This is a genomic window from Pseudofrankia sp. EUN1h (genome assembly GCF_001854645.1).
GTDB lineage: Bacteria > Actinomycetota > Actinomycetes > Frankiales > Frankiaceae > Pseudofrankia > Pseudofrankia saprophytica.
Genome location: NZ_MBLN01000052.1, coordinates 25,644 through 45,800 on the forward strand (window position 1 = coordinate 25,644; position 20,157 = coordinate 45,800).

A 20,157-nucleotide genomic window follows, 5' to 3' on the forward strand; every position below is an offset into this window, starting at 1 on the left:
GCCGACGGCGCCATCCTTGGCGATACGGTCTCGCCGCGCCGCCGCCTCGCTCGGCCAGCTCATTGCTTCTCAGGAAGGGCCGATCACCGTTCGGTGGCGTCAAAGAACGTCATCACCTTTCGAGCGGATAAAGCGGAGGCCCACCGGTGGGCGGCCGTTGGTGGTGGTCGAGCCAACGTTCTGACACCGTTCGGGTGATGACGCCTGGGCGCTTCCGGATTGCCGGTACTGTGACGGAACGAGTAGCTAACACGGCACGCGGCGTCGTTCATCTTGGAGGCGTCGTTCGTCCTGGGAAGGAACCCGCTCACAGGTGAGCCGGCAGGGCAACCCAGATCCCTCGAGCCCCGAAAGCGCCGAGGCCGGGCAGAACAGCGCCGATGCCACCCCTGGCTCGCCCGCCACCCCGCCTGTCACCCCGCCCGCCGAGTCCCTCGCCTCGGGGGTGCCCGCGCCGACAGGTCCACGGCACCGGGCCCGGCACCGGCGAGTCCCTCGCGTCGGGAAACGCGGTCGGACGTTCGGCCTGACGCAGCTGCTCGCCGTGCCGGCCATCGGCCTGCTGCTTCTTCTGGGCGGCGGGCACGACACCTCGGGGGACGGCGGCCCCGCGGGAGGGCCYGGCGGCTCGCGGACCGGGGCGAACGGTGTCGTCACACTGACGGCGAAGCCCTGGGACGGAACATCCGACACCGTCCCGTTCACCATCGCCGACACGACTCCTTCCAACGCGGCGCCGACCACGTTTCCGCTCCCGGTGGAGACCTCCCGGGCCGGGAACACAGGGCCCAGGACGACCTCCGGCACCAGCCGGCCACAGTCGACGAGCCCGACGACCAGCCGTGCCCCGACGCCAACCGCCAGCGCGCCCGCGCCGACGCCGAGCGCGACGTCGCCAGTGACGATCAGCGCCAGCCCCGGCCTCGTGCCGACCGTCACCGTCAGCGCCTCGCTCAGCCCGACCGCGAGCCCGACGACGAGCGCCAGCCCCACCGGCGGTGCCAGCCCGAGCGGCAGCCCCAGCACAAGCCCCACCACAAGCGCCAACCCCAGTACAAGCGCCAGCCCATCGGGCAGCGCGAGCCCGAGCCCGAGCGGGTCCACCACGCCGTTCCCCGTCGTGACGATCACCGCCGACCCGAACTGTCCGGCGATAGCCCTCGTGGCGTCCAGCTTCACCGCGACGATCAACCGGACCAGCGACCGGACCAGCGACCGGACCAGCCTGGACATCACCGGCACCTATACGGCGCCCAGCACCGCCTCGGCCGGCCAGACCACGATCCACACCGTCGCCAGCGCCTCGGCGACCAATGGCACCGCGCTCACCGAGTCGGACAGCACCGTCCCGACCCGGCCGGCCACCGCCCCGGCCCTGCTGGCCAGCGTCGACATGGGCCGGCTCCCCACCCCGATGCCGGGCGCACTCACGCTGACCCTGACGACGGCACCGACCGGGTGCTCACCGGTCACTCTGGCCACGATCGTCGTCGTCGGCATCACCGGGCCCGCCACCTCCGCGCCGCCCATCCCGTCGACCACTCCGTCACCGCCGTCCGGGTAGCCGGCGGCGGCACCGTTCCGGAGAAAGGCGGCGGGCGGTGCTCGGTCCGCGGCGTACACGCACCTGGTGCGGGTGATTGTCGGCGCCGGAGCTTGTCGGCGGCGGGGGCCTGCCTCCGGCGGCGGCTGCCGGCGGCGCGCCCGAGACGCGCCGCCGGCAGGCGGCGGCAAGCCGCATCCCCCGACGCCCCCCAGCACTTAAGGACTTTAGTCCCAAATGCATGGGCGGTCGAGTCCGGACGACCTCGGGATTTCCAGAGGAACCGTGCCCGAGGAACCGTGCCTGGATTGAGGAGGTGCCTTAGTTGAGGCGGGGGCAGAAGTGGCCGCCGGGACCGTCGGGGCGACCGCACAGGACGCAGGAGGGACGGCCCGCGGCGACGATGCTGCGGGCACGCTCGATGAACGCCCTGGTCTGCGGGATCGACAGGCCGACGCGCAGCGAGTCGAGGTCCTCCTCGCTGACGGGCGTCCCCAGCTGACCGGCCGAGAGCCCCGCCGCCTCGACGAACACCCGCCGGCCGTCCCACGAGACGGTCAGCTGACCGAGGTGGAAGTCCTCCTCGAACGGCGCCTCCAGCGGCGCCAGGTCCACCTCGATGTCGGCGGCGGCCGGCACGGCGATGCCCTGCTGCTGGCCGACCTGCCCGAGCAGCGCCGACAGGCCCTCGGTCAGCGCCGTCACCTCGGCCTTCTCCAGCCCGATGGTGATCAGTTGCCCGGCGGACGCCGCCTGGAGGTAGAACGAACGCTCGCCCGGCTGCCCGACGGTTCCGACCACGAACCGCTCCGGCGGGTCGAACACGTATCGCTGCATGCCTTGCGCACTCTCCGTCAGACGATCAGGAATACCCGGCCCGGAATACCCGCCCACGGCCGGACGATGCGTGACCAGGGATCCGGGTCAGAGGATCCGGTCAGGTGGCGCCAGTCCGCGGCGCGCTAGCCGGCCGGCGGACCTTTCCCCAGTATCCCCGCGCCCTGGGTATCCCGGCCATCGTCGGGGTACCGGCCGGTGCCGCGGGCGTCGTCGGAGGTACCGGCCGCCGCCGGCCGGCGGTCCTGGGCGGAGGCCGAGGAACAGCACTCCGTCGGGCAGACGTCAGGTGACGGACCGAGGGCGCTCAGCGCCCGTCGTGGCACGCCCGGGTCCCGCCGCTCCCGGAGCAGCTCGACGATCATCTGGACGAACCGCGGGTCCGACCCGACAGTACCGGCCCGCACCGCGGTGAGCCCGAGCTTTTTCGCCTGGTCCAGCGCCACCCGGTCCAGGTCCTGGATGACCTCCATGTGGTCGCTGACGAATCCGATCGGCACGATCACGACGGTTCGCACACCATCGGCCGCGAGCTCCGCCAGCCGGGTGCCGACGTCCGGCTCCAGCCAGGGCACCCGAGGGGAACCGCTGCGGCTGCAGTAGGCGACGTCCCAGGGATGCTCCTGGCCGCGCCGCTCGGCGAGGCCCCGGGCGACGATCTCGCTCGACGCCCTCAGCTGGCGTTCGTAGGCGCCGCCGGTCGGCCCGCTCTCGATCGCCTGCCAGCGCGGCACGGAGTGCGCGACGAACACCAGGTGCGCGCCGTCGCGACGGCCGGCCGGCAGCGCGTCGACGGCGGCCGCGACCCGGTCGACCATCGGGCCGACGAACCCGGGGTGGTCGAAGAAGACCCGCAGCTTGATCAGCTCGAGGCCGCCGTCCGCCTCGCTCCCGTCCGCCTCGCCGTTGTCGCCGGCGCACTGGCCGCCGGCGGAAACCTCGGTGAGCGCGTCGGCGAGATTCTCCCGGTACTGGCGGCAGCCGGAGTAGGTCGCGAAGACCGACGGGATGAAGCACGCGGCCCGCCGGACCCCGTCCGCGCGCATCTCGGCCAGTGCGTCGCGCAGGTACGGGCGCCAGTTGCGGTTGCCCCAGTAGACAGGCAACGGCGCGAGCTCGGCGCGCAGCGCCGCCAGCAGCTCCCGGCTCTGGTCGTTGATCGGGCTACGCCCGCCGAGGCTCTGGTAGTGCTCGGCGACCTCGGCGAGCCGTTCCTCGGGCACCCCCCGGCCGCGCGTCACGTTGCGCAGGAACGGGACGACGTCCGCGGGCCCCTCCGGACCGCCGAAGGTGACCAGCAGCAGCGCGTCCTGGTCCACCCCGGAAGTCTGGCGCATCAGCCCATTCTCCCCCTCCCGCCGCCAGAGAAACGGCGGGCGGTGGGTCCTCGTCGGCCAGGACGGCGCGACAGTTGCCCGTGGGTAGCCCGCCGACGCGCCACGGCACGAGGCCTCCCGCCGGGCGGCGGGCGAGCCTGGCTCCCGCGCCGACCGTCAGTGACCCATGCCGACGCCGCCGTCGACCGGCAGGACGGCGCCGGTGATGTAGCCGGCGCGCTCCGAGGCGAGGAAGGCCACCGCCGCCGCGACCTCCTCCGGCTCGCCCATCCGCTTGCCGGGGACGCTGCCGACGAGCAGCTCACGCTGGGCGTCGGTGAGCGCGTCGGTCATGTCGGTGCGGATCGGGCCGGGAGCGACGACGTTGGCGGTGATGTTGCGGGGCGCGAGCTCGCGGGCGAGCGAGCGGGCGAAGCCGACGAGACCCGCCTTGGACGCGGCGTAGTTCGACTGGCCAGGCTGGCCTGACAGGCCCACGACCGAGGAGATGAACACCAGCCTGCCGTAGCGCCGCCGGAGCATGCCGCGGGCGGCGCGCTTGGCGACCCGGTAGGCGCCCAGCAGGTTCGTGTCGACGACGTCGCGGAACGCGTCCTCGGACATCGTGAGCAGCAGCGTGTCCTTGACGATGCCGGCATTGGACACAACGATGTCGATCGGCCCGAGCTCGGCCTCGACCTCGGCGAACGCCTTCTCCACCGACTCGACGCTCGTGACGTCGAGCCGGACGCCGAACATGCCCTCCGGCGCCTCCCCGCCGCGGCTGGCGACCGCGACCCGCTGCCCGTCCGCCACCAGGGCCGCGGCGCAGGCGGCGCCGATCCCCCGGTTGCCGCCGGTGACCAGCGCGACCCGACCCTGACCCTCGTTCTCGACCATGGGGCGGATCGTAGCCGCCCACCGGGCTGCCTGGCGCCACCGCGCCAGCCTGTCGGCCGCCGTGCGCCCGATCCCCGCGGTCGCCCGGCGAGCCGCGACGGGGACGATAGGTCCGTGCGGGTGACGATCAGGGTGCAACCGGGAGCCGGCCGGACGGCGGTCGGCGGGCAGGCCGCCACTCCGGGCGGTGAGCCGAACCTGATGGTCCGGGTCGCGGCCAGGGCTGTCGACGGGAAGGCCACCGAGGCGGCGCTGCGGGCGCTCGCGGACGCGCTCGGCCTGCGCCGCCGTGACGTCGCTCTCGTCCGCGGCGCGACCAGCCGAACCAAGATCGTCGAGATCGACGCCCCGGCCGCCGACGAACCCGCTCTGCGCGCCCGCCTCGCCGCTCTCCGCCAGTCCCCCTGACCACGGCGGCGGCCTGGGCCAGCGGGGGGCGGCCGACGCGGGCGGGCCGCTGGCCAGTGGATGGCTTCGGCTGGCTGGCCGGGGCCGGGCGGCGAGCACCGACCCCGTACGGGGTGGTGAGATGGATGGCGGACCAGGCGACATCCGACGGGACGCGAACCACCAGGACAACGCGGTGCCAGTGCCACGCGTCCGGACTGGGGTGAGCGGGCCTCCGGTCTCCGGGGGTGCACCCGCTCAGCGAGGTTCAGGGCTCCTGCCGGGAGGACTTCGGTTCCCCGGCCCGACCGCCGTTTCGACGGCACTCCGACGACCAGTTGTAGATCGTTAATCGGTTGGGGGCCGGTGGTGTACAGGCCGGGGATACGCCACGTGGAATACCGGCCGCGGGAGCGTTCCTACGAGTCGCCCGAGCGGCCGGACCACTCACCAGGGCAGGGGCAGCGGCTCACGGCCGCCGGCCTGCCAGCGGACGAGGCGGCCGTCGCGGACCGGCCGGGCGGCGAGGCCACGGACCGGAGCGTCGCCTCCGACTCGGGCGACGCGGCTCGGGAGGTGTACTCACCGGCCCAGGTCCCGATGCCGGCCCGCCCACGACGCCCACCACCCCGGCCATCCCGGCCACCCCGGCCGCACGAGAACCGCGCCGCTGACGCCCAGGGCGGCCTGGCTGCCCCCTGGCAGCAGCCGATCCGCCCGGATCGGMAGCCCGCCGGTCCGGAACCGTCGCCGTCGCGGGCGCCGGAGGGGCGACCACGGCCGTGGAACGGTTCGGCGGAAGCCGGCGCCGCGCTGGGACCGCCCGTGCCGCTCCCACCCCCAGCCCCGCCGTCGGCGCGGTCGCTGGAGCCGGGAGCGATCGTGCCCGGTCCGCCAGGCGGCGTGCTCGACCTCGCCGCGCTCGCCGAGATCGAGGACCGGCTGCGCGCGATCGCCACCGAGAGCGTCGAGGTCGCGACGCGCCGCGGCGAGATGAGCCAGCAGGTGGCCGACCAGCGTCGCTCGCTGACGTCCGCCGCGTCGTCCGTCGCCACCGTGCTCTGGTTCGACTCGCTGCGCACCGAGGACCGGGTCAGCGTCACCCCGCACGCCGTGCCGCTGCTGGCGGCCGTCCACGAGGTCCTGGAGGCCGCCCGCCCGGCCGACGCCCCGGGACCGACGCCGACGGTCCGGCGGGAAATCCAGGCCTCGCCGATGCCGTGGGAGCTGCGGGGCAGGAGACTGTCCCTGCCCACGGGACGGTCGGCCCGGGCGCTGCGGGCCACCGGAGCCGGCACGGTCGGGCCGAGCGGGACGGTCTGGGGAGCGCTCGCGCGCCGGCTCGCCGGTGCCCGCTTCGACCACGTCCCCGGCGGCCGGACGGTCTGCATCCTGCGGTACCCGGAGCTGCGCGACGCCGCCGTCTGGGAGGCCGTCGCCGACGAGCGCACGCCCTACCTCGGCGAGCTGCTCTGGGTGGTGCTGGTCACCGGCGCCGCCGTGGGTGCCCAGTCCGAGGGCGCCGAGCGCGCGGGCCTGTCCGGCCCGGCCGGCCCGGACCGCGCGGCGCGGATGTTCGAGGCCGCGGGCTGGCAGGTGCTCACCCTGCGGTATGGACGCCGGCTGGCCGGGCTGTTCCGCCGCCCCGGGGGGCAGGCGTTTCGCGGCCGGCTCGCCGGGATGAGCCAGGACGAGTACCACGAGCTGCTCGTCACCCGCGGGCCGGAGCTGCGCCGGCGCCTGGCGGGGCCGGGCGCCGGCGGGGTCGGCATCGCCGGGCTGGTCGACAGCCTCACGGACGACGAGATCCACACCGCCCTGCGCGACCTCGGTGGCCATGACCTCGCGCTGCTGATCGACGCCTTGGACGAGGTGGACGCCGACCGGCCCACCGTGCTGTTCGCGCACGCGCACGACGCCTGGACCCGTGACCCGGGCGTCCGCGAGGTGTCCGCCAGCGGTTCGGGCGCCGGGGCACGCGGCACCGGCGTCATGTCCATCCGCCCGATGAACGCGGGGGCGGTGGTCGTGCCGACGGCCAGGAGCTCGGCCGTGACGGTCGCGGGCGAGCCCGTCCCGCCCGCCGGCTCGCGTGGCGGCCGGCTGGCCACCCATGTCGCCTCATACCTGGACCAGGCACCGCCGCCCGCGCCGGACCCGCCGGCCCTGCCCGCCGACCTGGACCCGGCCGACGGCCTGGAGGCCAACGGGACGACGGCGGGGCTTTCGTCCACTCAGGCGGCCTTCGGCGACCTGCTACGTAGCTTCGCCTGGCTCGCGCCCCGGGCGGCCAGCGCCGTCGTCACGATCTCGACCAGGGACGCCGACACCGTCGTCGCCGGCTGGCTCGCCCCAGCCCCGTCCCGGTCCACCGCCGGCCATCGGCCAGACGGCCCGACCAACCCGAACGGTCCGTCCAATCCAGACGGCCCAGACGGCCCAGACGGCCGTGATGGTTCCGGACAGCCGCCCGATGCCGGTCTGGCGGCGGCCGACCCGACCGAGCCACCGACGATCTCGGCGGGCGGGCGGCGCCACGTCGCCGGAGCGCTCTCGCCGGGCGCGTTCACCGGGGTACTGGGCAACCTCGCCGTGGCGTGGAACCGGCAGGGCCTGCCGTTGCTGCCGATCGGCGTGACCGACGAACTCACCGCCGGCCGGGTCGTCCCGGCCTGGGCGGCGGCCTGCGCCGCGGACGGCCGGTCGGTGCTGGCGGTCGCCGACACCGGCGCCGACAGGCGCTTCGCCGGCCTCGCGGCCACGCTGTCCGCAACCGGCGCGACCGGCGCGGGCGAGGTGACCCGCTACGAGCCGGCGTTTGCCCAGGATCTGGCCTGGTGCCTGCTGGCCGCGCTCGGCCGGCTCGGCCGGGCCGACGGTTCGTCGAGCCTGCTGCGCCTGTCGGCCCGGCCCGTCGACCAACGGCTCGGCGCCGTCCCGCCGGCCGCGCCCGACCGGGCCCGCCGGCGGGCCGCCGTCCTCGGCGGCGGCTACCGGCTGCGCGACGGCGGCCGCAGACCGGTGGTCACCCTGGTCGGGATGGGCGCCGTCCTGCCCGAGGTGCTGGTCGCGGCGGACCAGCTGGAGGCCGAGCTCGGCGCGGGCGTGGGCGTGGCCGTCGCGACGTCGGCGGACCTGCTGTTCGACGCCCTGCGCGCCCGCGACGCCCACCCCCGCCCCGCCGACGACGATGCCCCCGGCGGCCGCCCGCTCGGCGTCCTGGACGAGATGTTCCCGGCGTGGGCTCGCGCCCCACTGGTCACCGTGGTCGACGGGGACCCCCGCCAGCTCGGCTTCCTGGCCGGGGTCCACGGCGACCGGCTGGCCGCGGTCGGGCCGACCGTCACCACGGGCCCGGGCGCGCCCGAGGCGCCGGTCGAGGTCGCCGCCATCGTCGAAACGGCCCGTCGGTTGCTCGCGGCCGCCGGCGGCGGCTAGCGGTCGCGCAGGGAGAGGGCCTCGCGGCCGGCGGCCTGGGCGCCGGCCGCGTCGCCGCCGGCGGCGCGGACGCGGGCGACCTGCTCGAGCGCCCACACCAGGTCGCGCAGGATCTCGGGGCGGTCACCGACGATCTGGTGACGGCGCCGCTCGACGCCCAGCGCCTCCTCGAAGCCCTCGATCGCCGCGGGCAGGTCGCCGAGGGCCTCCTTGGCGCCCGCGACCTTGTCGAGCCCGACGGACAGGTCGCGCAGCACGGTCGGGTGCTCGCCGTACTCGGTGCGCAGCCAGCGCACCAGCGCCAGCGACTCGGCGAAGGACTCGAGCGCGCCGGCGACGTCGCCCTGGTCGTAGCGCATGTTGCCGACCAGGCTCAGCGAGTGGAAGAGGGCCCGCGGCACGGTCGGGTCGATGTCGGTGCCACCGGCCACGGCGAGCGCCCGGCGGGCCGTCGTCACGCCCTCGGCGTAGCGGGCCAGCGCGCCGGCGGCATCGCCGCGCAGCCGCAGCATGTCGCCGACGTCGAGCAGGCCGCGGGAGATGTCACGCAGCAGCGGGGCGACGTCGCCGTAGACGGAGAGCAGCCCGCGGCGCACCTCGAGGGCCTCGGTGTAGGCGTCCAGCGCCGCGGTGGTGTCGCCCTGCTGCTGACGCAGGTCGCCGATCTTCTCCAGGGTGTTCGCGAGCCGCTGGCGGGCCTGCGGCGCCGGGGACCCGCCGTCGGCGAGCAGCCGGTGCGCCAGCGCCAGGCACTCGGTCTGGATGTCCAGCGCGCCGACCAGGTCACCGAGGGCGGCCCGCGCGGCACCGGCGCGCTCCAGGCTGACGCCGAGGCGGTGCTCCGACTCGGGGCTGCGGTCGGCCGTCGCCAGGTGCCGGTTGATCCGCAGCGCTTCCTCGTAGTTCTCCTGGGCGGGCGCCGCCCGGCCGTGGTCGAGCAGCGCGTCGCCGTGCTCGATGAGCACGGCCGCCAGATGCCCTAGGTCGGCGACTCCGCTGGTGGCCGAGGCGACCCGCTCCCTGCTGACCGAGACCAACGCGTCCAGGGCCGTGAGCAGGGTGTCGAGGTCACCACGCTCCCTGGCCAGCTTGGCCAGCCGTTCGAGGTTCTGCGGGGTCAGCTGCTGTCCGGTGGCCGCGACCTGACCTGCGTGGTCGTCCATATCCGGAAGAGTAGTAGTAGCCGGGATCGATCACACTGGCGCTTGGGAGTCCGGTTCTGACGAGTTACTGACGTATTGACGCCCCGCGACGACTGTGTCGCGGGACGTCACCCGCTATGTTCGCACCGGCTCAGCCCGGCCACCGCTCATCGGCCACGTTGCTGGAGCGGACCTAACCGAAGAAATGGCCGGGCGGGTAGGYGCGGTCGGTGCGGGAGCGGGGCGTGCCGCGCAGCGCGTCGGTGAGCGTGCGGGCCGTGTTGACCAGCGGGACGTGGCTGAACGCCTGTGGGAAGTTACCGGTCATCCGGCCCAGGCGCGGGTCGTACTCCTCGGCGAGCAGCCCCACGTCGTTGCGCAGCGCGAGCAGCCGCTCGAACAGTTCCTGGGCCTCGCGGACCCGGCCGGACAGGGCGTAGTTGTCCGCCAGCCAGAACGTGCAGGCCAGGAACGCGCCCTCGCCGGCGGGCAGGCCGTCGACGGCGCCGTCCTCGGCGGTCGGGTACCGGTTGACGAAGCCGTCCTCGAGCAGCTCGCGCTCGATCGCGGCGACCGTGCCGACGACGCGCGGGTCCGTCGCCGGCAGGAAGCCGACCAGCGGCATGTACAGCAGCGCGGCGTCGAGTTCCTTCGAGCCGTAGAACTGGGTGAAGGTGCCGCGGTCGGCGTCGAAGCCACGGCCGCAGACCTCGCGGTGGATCTCGTCGCGCAGCGCCGTCCAGCGCTCCACCGGCCCCGGCAGCCCCGACTCGACGATGCCCTTCACGGCGCGGTCGGCGGCGACCCAGGCCATGACCTTGGAATGGGTGAAGTGCCGGCGCGGGCCGCGGACCTCCCAGATGCCCTCGTCCGGCTTGCGCCAGCCGGTCTCGAGGAAGTCCATCAGCTTGGCCTGCAGCGGCCAGGAGTCGTCCCGGCCGTCGACCTGGGTGGCCATCCTGGCGACGTGCAGGGCGTCGAGCACCTCGCCGTACACATCGAGCTGGAACTGGTCGACGGCGGCGTTGCCGACCCGCACCGGCGCGGAGTTCTCGTAGCCGGACAGCCAGGAGACCTCGTACTCGGGCAGCCGGCGCTCCCCCGCCACCCCGTACATGATCTGGACACGGGACGGGTCGCCGGCGACCGCGCGCAGCAGCCACTCGCGCCAGGCCAGTGCCTCGCTGGTGAATCCGGCGTCGAGCAGGGCCAGCAGGGTGATCGTCGCGTCACGCAGCCAGCAGTAGCGGTAGTCCCAGTTGCGGACGCCGCCGATGTGCTCGGGCAGCGAGGTGGTGACCGCGGCGACGATGCCGCCGGTCGGAGCGAACGTGAGCGCCTTCAGGGTGATCAGCGAGCGGCGCACGGCGGACTGGTAGAGGCCGTCGTAGGTGCAGCCGGCCATCCAGTCGGTCCACCAGGCCTCGGTCTGGGCGATCAGCTGGCGGACGGCGAGCGCCGGCGGCGTCGGCTGGTGCGACGGGTACCAGGTCAGCGAGAACGGGACGGACTGGCCGGCCGACACCTCGAACTCGGCGAAGGTCGCGAGGTCGTGGCCCTCCATCGGCGCGGTGGTGCGCAGCGTGACCGCGTCCGGCCCGGCGGTCGCGGTCATGGTGTGCTCGTCGCGGCGGCGCACCCACGGGACGATCGAGCCGTAGTCGAACCGGATCCGGGTCTCGCTGCGCATCCGTACCCTGCCGGTCAGTCCCTCCACCAGCCGCAGCACGGCGTGCGTGCCGGCGCGGGGAAGCATCGCGTCGGTGATCCGGACGGTCCCGGTGGCGGTGGTCATGTCCGTCTCGAGGACCAGGGTGTCGCCGCGGTAGCGGCGGGTCACGCCCACGACCGGCTCGACCGGCGAGATCTTCCAGTGCCCGGCGTTCTCGTCCCCGAGCAGCGCGGCAAAGCACGCCGGCGAGTCGATCCGGGGCAGGCACAGCCAGTCGATCGAACCGTCTCGGGAGACGAGCGCCGCCGAGTGCGTGTCGCCGATCAGCGCGTAGTCCTCGATGAGGGATGCCACTACTGCTCCTAGCGCGATGTGCGGCATCGCCCGGGGCCCGGCGCAACGCGGACGACGAACGCGCGCTTGCACCGGGCGGGCTCCGCCGGGGTGTTCAGGAGGTTCTGGTGCCGCGCGGCGATGGGCGGCGTCAGGAGGCCGCTGTGGGCCTCACAAGGCGGTACAGATTACGAGCCCGACCTGCGGGCTAGGTTGGGGGTATGGCCCAACCGAGTAGTCCTCGCGTGGGCCGGACCAGATTTGATGTCCCAACCCGACAGGGATTCCTCGACGTGACCGCAAGCCCCCCAGCACCGGAGCCGGTTCCCGGAACGGCCCCCTCGCCGGTTTCCGAAGCTCCAACGGCCCTACAGATTGCACCATCCCCGGACCCACTGGCGTGGCCGGATCACCAATCCGACAGCACGGGGCCCTCGACGGCCGGCGGCACGTCGCCGACGAACGCCGCGGTCGCCAGTGCCGCGCCAGTGCCACGGCCACGGCCACCGAAGCCGTCGGCGTGGGTGAGCACGCGGCGTTACCTGCTCGACCGGCGCCGACGGCCCGCGGTCGTGCTCGGGCTGATCGCGCTGGTCGGGATCGTGGTGTTCGGGGTGTACGCGGTCGTCGACGGGCCCCCGCCGACCGTCGAGGCGGTCGTCGTCTTCAAGGCGGAGACGACCGACGCGCAGAAGGAGGCGGTCCGCGCCGCCTGCCCGACCGTCGGCGGCGCCATCCAGGAGCCACGGGACGACAACAACCTCGCGTCCACCCGCGCCTATCCGCTGCGCTACAACCTCACCACGGCGTCCAGCTCCGACCGGGCCAAGCTGTTCGAGTGCGTCCAGGCCCAGGCCGGAGTCATCGGCATCACCACCGAGACCCAGGGCCAATAGCGCAGGGTTAGTGACACAGCGCCAGCAGGGCGGCCACCGTGTCAGCGGTCGGCTGGGCGGGAGGCAGCGGGAGCGGGCTCGTCGTGCGCGCCGTGCGCGCCGTCGGCGGGGGTGTCCTCGGCGGCGTCGCGGCGAGCTTCCAGTACCTCGGCCGGGGTGGGCTGGCCCGACTCGCGGGCCTGCTTGGCCTGCCAGAGGCTGACGATGATCGTGGCCAGCACGGCCAGGCCGCCGAAGATCACGCTGCCACCGCTCCAGGCCGACGAGCCAGGCAGGTCGTCGTAGATGATCCAGAGGATGCCGGCGGCCACCATCGCGATCCCGAACAGGATCGAGCCGGCCGTCGACCAGACCCGCGACGCCGCGAGGTCGGCCAGGTCGGCGGCCTTCTGCCGGGCGGACTCGAAGCGGGTCCGCGCCCAGTCGTACTCCAGGCCGAGGATGAAGAAGCCGAGCGCGACGACGAGGAAACCCGGCCCCGGCAGCACGAGCATCGCCGCGCCAAGACCGAGGACGGCGACACCGAACACTGTCAGTGCGATCCGCCGTAGCAGGCGGGCTGGCGACCTGAGCACGACTGGTGGCTCCCTCCTGCTTTCGACGCGTCCTTCCCCCGACGCCCTGACCTCATACTGCCTGGTAGAAGTTGGCCCGCGGCGCATTCGTGACCGCGGTCGCCGTCGCCTTCCCGACTCGTCCAGCCCAGGYGGGGTCGGCCGGAGTGGGGGGATCGCTCCCGGYGCGGGCCGGTTGAGCCAGGCAGGGACCAGTTAGTGTGGCCGTGGGCGACCCAATAACTTGGCCGCCTGGCTACCGGCCTCGGCCGGCGCGGGAGCGGGGGTCGTCAGCGGACGCCGAGCCGGCAGCCGTCGATCTCGCGGCTCTGACCGACGACAGGCGACGAAAGGCCCCTATCGTGGACATCGAGGAGACCGCGCTTCCCGGGATCGGGCTGCGGCACGAGTTCAACACCCGTGGCGGGCGGCGGGTCGGCGTCGTGTCGCGGCACAAGGGGCGGCGCGACCTGGTGATCTACGACGCCGACGACCCGGACTCGGTCGCCGAGTCACTCACGCTCACCGCCGAGGAGAGCGACGCGCTGTCGGAGCTGCTCGGCGCGCCGCACATCGTGGAGAAGCTCGCCGACCTGAGCAAGGTGTTCGCGGGCCTGGTCGGCGAACAGATCAAAATCGCGCCGGAGTCGCCGTACGCCGGCGGGCTGCTGGGCGACACCCAGGCTCGTACCCGCACCGGCGCCTCGATCGTGGCCGTCGTGCGTGACCATGAGGTGCTCGCCTCGCCCCGGCCGGACTTCCGGTTCGAGCCGGACGACGTCGTCGTGGTCGTCGGGACGCCGGACAACACCGCCGCCGTCGCCGAGCTGTTCCGCACTGGTTGACGGCGGGACAACGGTATGGAACACACCGCTTCGATTTTCATCGAGCTGGGCGGGGTCCTGTTCTGCCTCGGCGTCATCGGGCACCTCGCCAGCATGGTCGGGATCTCCCCGATCCCCTTCTACCTCGTCGCCGGGCTCGCCTTCGGCAAGGGCGGGCTGCTGCCGCTGGTCGCCAGCGAGGAGTTCATCAAGACCGGCGCCGAGATCGGCGTGGTCCTGCTCCTGCTCACCCTCGGCCTGGAGTACACCGCCGACGAGCTGATCCACGGACTGCGCAGACAGGCCCCGGCGGGCGCCGTCGACCTCCTGCTCAACGCCATGCCCGGCGTCGCCGCGGCCTTCCTGCTCGGCTGGGGCGGTACCGCCGCGGTGGTGATGGGCGGCGTCACCGCGATCTCCTCGTCCGGGATCATCGCGAAGGTCCTCGGCGACCTCGGCCGGCTCGGCAACCGGGAGACCCCGGTGGTGCTGTCGGTCCTGGTGATCGAGGACCTGGCGATGGCCGTCTACCTGCCGATCGTCACCGCGCTGCTCGCCCACCAGACGATCGCGCGCGGCTCACTCACGCTCGCCATCGCGCTCGGCACCCTGGTCGCGGTGCTGTTCGTCGCGCTGCGCCACAGCTCCAAGGTCACCCGGCTCGTGTTCAACCCCAAGGCCGAGCGCAACGACGAGATCATCCTGCTGCGCGCGCTCGGGCTCGCGCTGCTGGTCGCGGGCGTCGCCCAGCGGCTGCAGGTGTCGGCCGCGGTGGGCGCCTTCCTCGTCGGCATCGCGCTGTCCGGGCCGGTGGCGGAGGGGGCCCGCGAGGTGCTGACCMCGCTACGCGACCTGTTCGCCGCCGTGTTCTTCGTGTTCTTCGGCCTGCACACCGACCCGGCCGAGATCCCGCCGGTGCTGGGGGTGGCGGCGCTGCTCGCCGTCGCCGGGGTGGCGACGAAGGTGGCGACGGGCTGGTGGGCGGCGCGCAGGGCCGGGGTGGCGACGCTGGGCCGGTTCCGCGCGGGCGCCGCGCTGGTGGCCCGCGGCGAGTTCTCGATCGTCATCGCCGGGCTCGCGGTCTCGGCCGGGGTCAGCCCGCGGCTCGGGCCGCTCGCCGCCAGCTACGTGCTGCTGATGGCGGTGGTGGGCCCGCTCGCCGCCCGGTTCGTCGAGCCGATCACCCGGGCCGGCCTGCGCCGCCTGAACCGCAAGCCCGCCACCGCCGCCACCGGCGGCCCTCCGTTGTGACATTGGTTCGCTCCGTGCGGGCACGGCATTCCGGCGACCTCCGCTGCGGCCCAACCCCTTCGCTTCGCTCGGGGCCGGGCCTCCGCGGAGGCGCGCCTCCGCGCCGCACGGTCGCCTGCCGCTGAGCGCGTCCGGGGGTCGGTCACGCGACGCGCCGGCCACTGCACCACCGGATGTGTCACCCGCGTGGGCCGCTTTGGCAGGATGCCAACCATGAGCGGACTTCTCGAAGGCAAGCGGGTTCTCGTCACCGGCGTGCTGACCGACGCGTCGATCGCGTTCGCGGTCGCCCGGATCGCCCAGGAGCAGGGCGCCACCGTCGTGCTCACCGGCTTCGGCCGCGGGCTGTCGCTCACCCGCCGGATCTCGCGCCGGCTGCCGACCGAGGCCCCGGTCATCGAGCTGGACGTCACCGACGAGGAGCACCTCGGCGGACTCGCCGACAAGGTCCTCGAGCACGTCGACGGCCTCGACGGGGTGCTGCACGCGATCGGCTTCGCGCCCGAGTCGGTGCTCGGCGGCAAGCCGTTCGTCGACGCCGCCTGGCCGGAGGTGGGTGTCGCGCTGCAGGTGTCGACCTGGTCGCTGGCCGCGCTCACCCGGGCGACGCTGCCGCTGTTCGGCGAGCACGCGAGCGTCGTCGGCCTGGACTTCGACGCCTCCGTCGCCTGGCCGAGCTACGACTGGATGGGTGTCGCCAAGGCCGGCCTCGCCTCCGCGGCCCGTTACCTCGCCCGTGACCTCGGCCCCCGCGGTGTGCGGGTGAACCTGGTCTCCGCCGGCCCGCTGCGCACGATGGCCGCCAAGAGCATCCCCGGCTTCGAGAAGTTCGAGGCGGTCTGGGACGACAAGGCGCCGCTCGGCTGGGAGGTGCAGGACACCGAGCCCGCCGCCCGTGCCTGCGTCGCCCTCATGTCCGAGTGGTTCCCCGCCACCACCGGCGAGATCATCCACGTCGACGGCGGCTTCCACGCCATCGGCGCCTAGGCCGAAGCGCCGGGCGCCGGGTCCTGGCCGCGCGGGACCGCGCGGCCAGGACCCGGCCGGCTCAGAAGCGGGTGCCGCTGTAAGGAAGAGTGCCGGTCGCGAACAGGGCGTCGGCCGTCGTGAGTGCGGCCGGGTCGCGCACGTCGGCCCGGCCGGCCGCCGCAAGCTGCCACCAGCGCGTCCCACCCAGGTAGACCGCGCCGAGGCCGGCCACGTCGACTCTCAGGCCGGTTGGCACCGGAGCGGACGCGGGCAGCCGGGTCGCGCCCTCCTGGCTGATCTCGTAGGCGCCCGAGTTCGCCGGCAGCAGGTCGTCGACGACCTCGACGACGACGCTTCCGGCGCCCTGGTAGGTCCTGGCCGCCAGCGCCGCCGGCACGTCCAGCAGCCGCAGCCACGTCTCGTCCTCGATGTCGAGGAACCGGACGGCGCGGTGGTCGGTCAGCGCCGCCGGCAGCGGGTCGTCGAGCGGCAGGTCGTCGATCACGATCTTGTCGACCAGGTCGAGGCGCAGTAGGTGGCGCAGCAGGCCGGCCCTCGCGGCGGGTGTGCCGGCGACCAGGTCGTCGACGACGATCGTCCGGTCGCCCTCCAGGTGCCAGTCGGTGGACAGGTCGGGGTGGTAGCAGGCGAAGCCGTCCTCGGCGCCCGGCTCGCCGTGCACGACCACGTAGGACGGGCGGTCGTGGTCCCGCAGTCGCCGCAGCCCCACGTTCCACCACAGGCCGGGGCGGCCGATGGCGCCCGGCTGGTGCGCCGGCAGTCTCTCGTGGATCCGGGCGAGCAGGTCCCAGGACTCGACCGGGTCGACCAGGCGCACCGGGCCGCCGCGCGGGGCCGTCGGGCACCAGCGCGCCCTGGCCCTCGTCACCACGGCCCGTCCCGTCTGGGTCGCCAGGCCGTACCCGAACCGCCMGTAGATCGTCGCCTCGCTGGCCCGCAGCGTGGCGACCGCGTCGCCGCGGGCGGCGGCGTCGGCGAGCTGGGCGCGCATGAGCGCGGTGAGCAGGCCGCGACGGGTGTGCGTCGGCAGCACGCCCACCCCGGTGACGGCGGTGTGCGGCAGGCGCCGGCCGCCGGGGACCGCGAGCCAGCCGGTGAACCCGTCGGTGGTGCCGACGAGCTGGCCGTCGACGAAGGCGCCGAACAGGCGTCCCTTCTCGAAGTACGCGTCGCCGTGCGGGTCCTCGGGGGTGAAGTAGGTGCGCCTGGTCATCGCGACCAGCGCCGTGTGGAACACCTCCACCGCCGCGGGCCGCTCCGCCGGTTCGAGGACCCGCACCTCGTGCCCGCTCACTGGCTCTCCCTCCGCCGGCCGGCCGTCCGCCACCGCCTGCCGGCCCAGGCATCCTCGCCTGTCCGGTGCCGGCCGTCACGGGAGATTCCTGGAACAGCCGGGCAAGCACGGGACCTGCGGACCAGGCCGGACGGCCGGGCCTGGATACTGGACGACGTCGAGGCCGGGTGGGGCTCGCGAAACGGAGGCGGCGACAGGTGGCGGGACGTATCGCGGTGGTCGGCGGCGGGATCCTGGGGCTGGCGGTGGCCAGGCGTCTCGAGCAGGTGGATCCGTCGGCCGCGGTGACCGTCTTCGAGAAAGAGCAGGACATCGCCCGCCACCAGACCGGCCGCAACAGCGGGGTGGTGCACGCCGGGCTTTACTACACGCCCGGCTCGCTGAAGGCGACGCTGTGCCGGCGCGGCGTCGGCCTGCTGCGCGAGTACGTCGAGGCGCGCGACATCCGCTACGACGAGTGCGGCAAGGTCGTCGTCGCGGTCGACGAGACCGAGATCGACAGGCTCAAGGAGATCGCCCGCCGGGCCGAGGCGAACGGCGTGCCGCGCTGCGAATGGCTCGACGGCGACGGGCTGCGCAAGATCGAGCCGCACGCGCGCGGCGTCGCCGCGCTGCACTCCCCCACGACGGCGATCGTCGACTACCCGGCGGTCTGCCGGGCGCTGCGCGCCGACGTCCAGGACGCCGGCGGCACGGTGCGCACCGGCGCCGAGGTCGTCGGCATCGAGGAGAAGACCGACGGGGTGTGGCTGCGGCTGCGGGTGCGCGGCACCGCGCCGGTGACGCCGAACGGGCACCACCCCGACGGCGAGAGCGCCGCCGCGAAGGGCGAGCTGCGCGAGGTGACCGAGCAGGTCGGCCCGTTCGACCTGCTGGTCTCGTGTGCCGGGCTGCAGTCCGACCAGGTCGCCCGGCTCACCGGTGAGGACCCGTCGCCCCGGATCATCCCGTTCCGCGGCGACTACTGGCTGCTGCGCCCCGAGCGGCGCGACCTCGTCCGCGGGCTGATCTACCCGGTGCCCGACCCGCGCTACCCGTTCCTCGGGATCCACCTGACCAAGCGGGTCGACGGCGAGGTGCTCGTCGGCCCGAACGCGGTGCTCGCCACCGCCCGCGAGGGCTACACCGTCGGCACCGTCAAGGGCGGCGACCTGCGGGAGACGCTCGCCTGGCCCGGCATGCGCAAGCTGGCCAAGGCGCACTGGAAGACCGGCGCGAAGGAGATGCTGCGCACCGCCAGCAAGCGGGCGTTCGTCGCCGAGGCGCGCCGGTACGTGCCGGAGCTGTCCGCCGCGGACGTCGTGCGCGGGCCGGCCGGGGTGCGGGCGCAGGCCGTCGCCCGGGACGGCAGCCTCGTCGACGACTTCGTGCTCGCCCACCACGGCCGCGTCCTGCACGTCCGCAACGCCCCGTCGCCCGGCGCGACGGCGTCGCTGGCGATCGCCGAGTACATCGTCGCCAAGCTCGTCCCGGAGCCCCAGACCGACTCGACCCACCCCACCGACTGACGGCTACCCCACCGCCTCCCCGCCGCCGTCGCTGATGGCGGCGAGCAGGGGGAGGACGGTCCGGCAGGTCGGGGTGGGGATGCCGTGCTCCGCGCCGATGCGGACGACGGCGCCGATCAGCTCCTCGTGCTCGAGGCGGCGGCCGGCGATCCGGTCGTAGAGCATGGACGTGCCCGCGCCGGGCGGCTGGCCGCGCAGCCGGCGCACGGTGAACTCCGGCAGCCCGTCGGGCACCTCGGCGCCGTCGGCGTGGGCGACCGCGACCGTCTCCGCCATGATCGCGAGCGCGAGCCGGGCGACGTCGTCACGCCGGAGCACCTCCAGGCGGCGCCCGGTCAGCGTCGTCACGGTGTTCGCGGCGCTGTTGACGCACAGCTTCGTCCAGGCCGCGGTGGCGAAGTCGTCGGTGAGGCGGATCTCCCCGCCCTGGAAGACCCGTTCGGCCAGCCTTTCGGCCAGCTGGACGTCGGGCACCTGGAGCACGCCGCCGGCGCGGTGGCGGACCACGCCCGGCCGCTCCGCCTCGGCGTTGATGTAGACGACGGCGGGCAGCACCTGTTCGGGATGCGCGAACGCGGCGACCCGCTCGGCGTGGCGGACCCCGTTCTGCAGCACGGCGACGCCGGTTCCCGGCCCGACGGTCGCGGCGAGCCACGGCGCCACGGCCGGGATCTGGTGGGCCTTGGTGGCGAGCAGTACCCAGTCGAACCCGTATGTGGGCAGCACCGCCGGGTCGGTGACCACCTCGGCCGGCACCTCGGTCTCGACGTCGCCGCCGTCCGCCCCGGTGGAGACGACGACCAGCCGGTCGAACGGGCGGCGGACGCACAGCCACACCTCGGCGCCGGCCGCGGCGGCCCGGGCCGCGAAGTAGCCACCGACGGCGCCGGCCCCGATGACGGCGACCCGGGCGGGCGGCGTCCCCGCCCGCGGCGGCATCGGCCGCGCGACCCGGCCGGTGACGAAGTCCATCTCCGGCCCCGGCGGCGCCACGATCCCCGCCCGGGCGCGCGAGGGCCGCTCGCCCGGCTCGGCGTGGCCCGGAACATCGTGACGGGCGGGCAGCGCCGAGGCCGCCGCGGAATCGGCCATGCCACGAGACTGCCCGACCCCGACCCGCACCGGCCACCGGACCGGCTCACCACCGGCGGTGTTCTGCCACACTGCGACCGCTTCCACCCAGGTCGGACCCGCTTGCGCCGCTCCGTACTCCACCGGCCCGTTCGGGCGCTTCTCCCGACCGTCCCACGCGCAGCGAACACGCTCCGGCCG

Annotated in this window: 18 protein-coding genes; 7 read left to right on the forward strand and 11 right to left on the reverse strand. The window is 74.4% G+C overall.

The annotated features are described in order from the left end of the window. Positions 1 to 246 precede the first annotated feature (246 nt). From BCD49_RS44140 to fabG, 5 genes are all read right to left on the reverse strand, one after another. The gene (locus BCD49_RS44140; RefSeq protein WP_007517518.1) at positions 247 to 1,233 is read right to left on the reverse strand and encodes a hypothetical protein; all 987 of its coding nucleotides are present in this window, start codon (positions 1,231 to 1,233) and stop codon (positions 247 to 249) included. A gap of 9 nt (positions 1,234 to 1,242) precedes the next feature. Then, the gene (locus BCD49_RS43140; protein ID WP_007517517.1) at positions 1,243 to 1,623 is read right to left on the reverse strand and encodes a hypothetical protein; all 381 of its coding nucleotides are present in this window, start codon (positions 1,621 to 1,623) and stop codon (positions 1,243 to 1,245) included. 241 nt (positions 1,624 to 1,864) lie between these two features. Then, positions 1,865 to 2,380 (reverse strand): DUF3090 family protein, encoded by a 516-nt coding sequence (locus BCD49_RS17245; RefSeq protein WP_007517515.1) that lies wholly within the window; start codon positions 2,378 to 2,380, stop codon positions 1,865 to 1,867. A gap of 125 nt (positions 2,381 to 2,505) precedes the next feature. Next, positions 2,506 to 3,717, reverse strand: a complete 1,212-nt coding sequence (locus BCD49_RS17250) for a ferrochelatase (RefSeq protein WP_007517513.1) — start codon at positions 3,715 to 3,717, stop codon at positions 2,506 to 2,508. A 156-nt stretch (positions 3,718 to 3,873) separates the two neighbouring features. Beyond that, a complete protein-coding gene (gene fabG / locus BCD49_RS17255; RefSeq protein ID WP_007517511.1) occupies positions 3,874 to 4,596 on the reverse strand; it encodes a 3-oxoacyl-ACP reductase FabG in 723 nt (240 codons plus the stop codon). 114 nt (positions 4,597 to 4,710) lie between these two features. Between fabG and BCD49_RS17260 the strand changes: the two genes are divergently transcribed. Then, positions 4,711 to 5,004 (forward strand): DUF167 domain-containing protein, encoded by a 294-nt coding sequence (locus BCD49_RS17260; RefSeq protein ID WP_007517509.1) that lies wholly within the window; start codon positions 4,711 to 4,713, stop codon positions 5,002 to 5,004. Between the two features lie 372 nt (positions 5,005 to 5,376). Further along, entirely contained in the window at positions 5,377 to 8,421 is a 3,045-nt protein-coding gene (locus BCD49_RS17265) for a hypothetical protein (protein ID WP_071041676.1), read from the forward strand. Here BCD49_RS17265 and BCD49_RS17270 read toward each other — a convergent pair. The 3 genes from BCD49_RS17270 to BCD49_RS45870 form a co-directional block, all read right to left on the reverse strand. Continuing rightward, positions 8,418 to 9,584 carry a tetratricopeptide repeat protein gene (locus BCD49_RS17270; protein WP_071041677.1) on the reverse strand — a complete coding sequence of 389 codons (1,167 nt, stop codon included), beginning with the start codon at positions 9,582 to 9,584 and terminating at the stop codon, positions 8,418 to 8,420. The genes BCD49_RS17265 and BCD49_RS17270 overlap by 4 nt on opposite strands. Positions 9,585 to 9,756: 172 nt before the next feature. Next, complete coding sequence (locus BCD49_RS17275; RefSeq protein WP_071041678.1) at positions 9,757 to 11,589, reverse strand: glycoside hydrolase family 15 protein; 1,833 nt, start codon at positions 11,587 to 11,589, stop codon at positions 9,757 to 9,759. Between the two features lie 388 nt (positions 11,590 to 11,977). Beyond that, a complete protein-coding gene (locus tag BCD49_RS45870; protein WP_007517496.1) occupies positions 11,978 to 12,100 on the reverse strand; it encodes a hypothetical protein in 123 nt (40 codons plus the stop codon). On the opposite strand from BCD49_RS45870, the gene BCD49_RS17280 reads away from it, so the two are divergent. Continuing rightward, entirely contained in the window at positions 12,093 to 12,464 is a 372-nt protein-coding gene (locus BCD49_RS17280) for a hypothetical protein (RefSeq protein WP_027141261.1), read from the forward strand. The two genes, BCD49_RS45870 and BCD49_RS17280, sit on opposite strands and share 8 nt — an antisense overlap. Positions 12,465 to 12,505: 41 nt before the next feature. Here the strand turns inward: BCD49_RS17280 and BCD49_RS17285 are convergent, their stop codons facing one another. Then, positions 12,506 to 13,039: a PGPGW domain-containing protein gene (locus BCD49_RS17285; RefSeq protein ID WP_007517492.1), complete on the reverse strand. Its 534-nt coding sequence runs from the start codon at positions 13,037 to 13,039 to the stop codon at positions 12,506 to 12,508. Between the two features lie 341 nt (positions 13,040 to 13,380). On the opposite strand from BCD49_RS17285, the gene BCD49_RS17290 reads away from it, so the two are divergent. From BCD49_RS17290 to fabI, 3 genes are all read left to right on the forward strand, one after another. Beyond that, positions 13,381 to 13,863, forward strand: a complete 483-nt coding sequence (locus tag BCD49_RS17290) for a cation:proton antiporter regulatory subunit (protein ID WP_007517490.1) — start codon at positions 13,381 to 13,383, stop codon at positions 13,861 to 13,863. A 15-nt stretch (positions 13,864 to 13,878) separates the two neighbouring features. Continuing rightward, on the forward strand, positions 13,879 to 15,093 hold the full coding sequence (locus tag BCD49_RS17295; RefSeq protein ID WP_071041679.1) for a cation:proton antiporter: 1,215 nt from the start codon (positions 13,879 to 13,881) through the stop codon (positions 15,091 to 15,093). Positions 15,094 to 15,306: 213 nt separating this feature from the next. Next, positions 15,307 to 16,080 carry an enoyl-ACP reductase FabI gene (gene fabI / locus BCD49_RS17300; RefSeq protein WP_007517486.1) on the forward strand — a complete coding sequence of 258 codons (774 nt, stop codon included), beginning with the start codon at positions 15,307 to 15,309 and terminating at the stop codon, positions 16,078 to 16,080. Positions 16,081 to 16,141: 61 nt separating this feature from the next. Here the strand turns inward: fabI and BCD49_RS17305 are convergent, their stop codons facing one another. Then, entirely contained in the window at positions 16,142 to 17,377 is a 1,236-nt protein-coding gene (locus BCD49_RS17305; RefSeq protein ID WP_071041680.1) for a GNAT family N-acetyltransferase, read from the reverse strand. Between the two features lie 197 nt (positions 17,378 to 17,574). Here BCD49_RS17305 and BCD49_RS17310 point away from each other — a divergent pair, with 197 nt between their 5' ends. Next, positions 17,575 to 18,885, forward strand: a complete 1,311-nt coding sequence (locus tag BCD49_RS17310) for an L-2-hydroxyglutarate oxidase (protein WP_007517484.1) — start codon at positions 17,575 to 17,577, stop codon at positions 18,883 to 18,885. 3 nt (positions 18,886 to 18,888) lie between these two features. On the opposite strand, the gene BCD49_RS17315 is transcribed toward BCD49_RS17310, so the two are convergent. Then, positions 18,889 to 19,977 carry a 2-dehydropantoate 2-reductase gene (locus BCD49_RS17315; protein WP_106410636.1) on the reverse strand — a complete coding sequence of 363 codons (1,089 nt, stop codon included), beginning with the start codon at positions 19,975 to 19,977 and terminating at the stop codon, positions 18,889 to 18,891. Between the last annotated feature and the right edge of the window lie 180 nt (positions 19,978 to 20,157).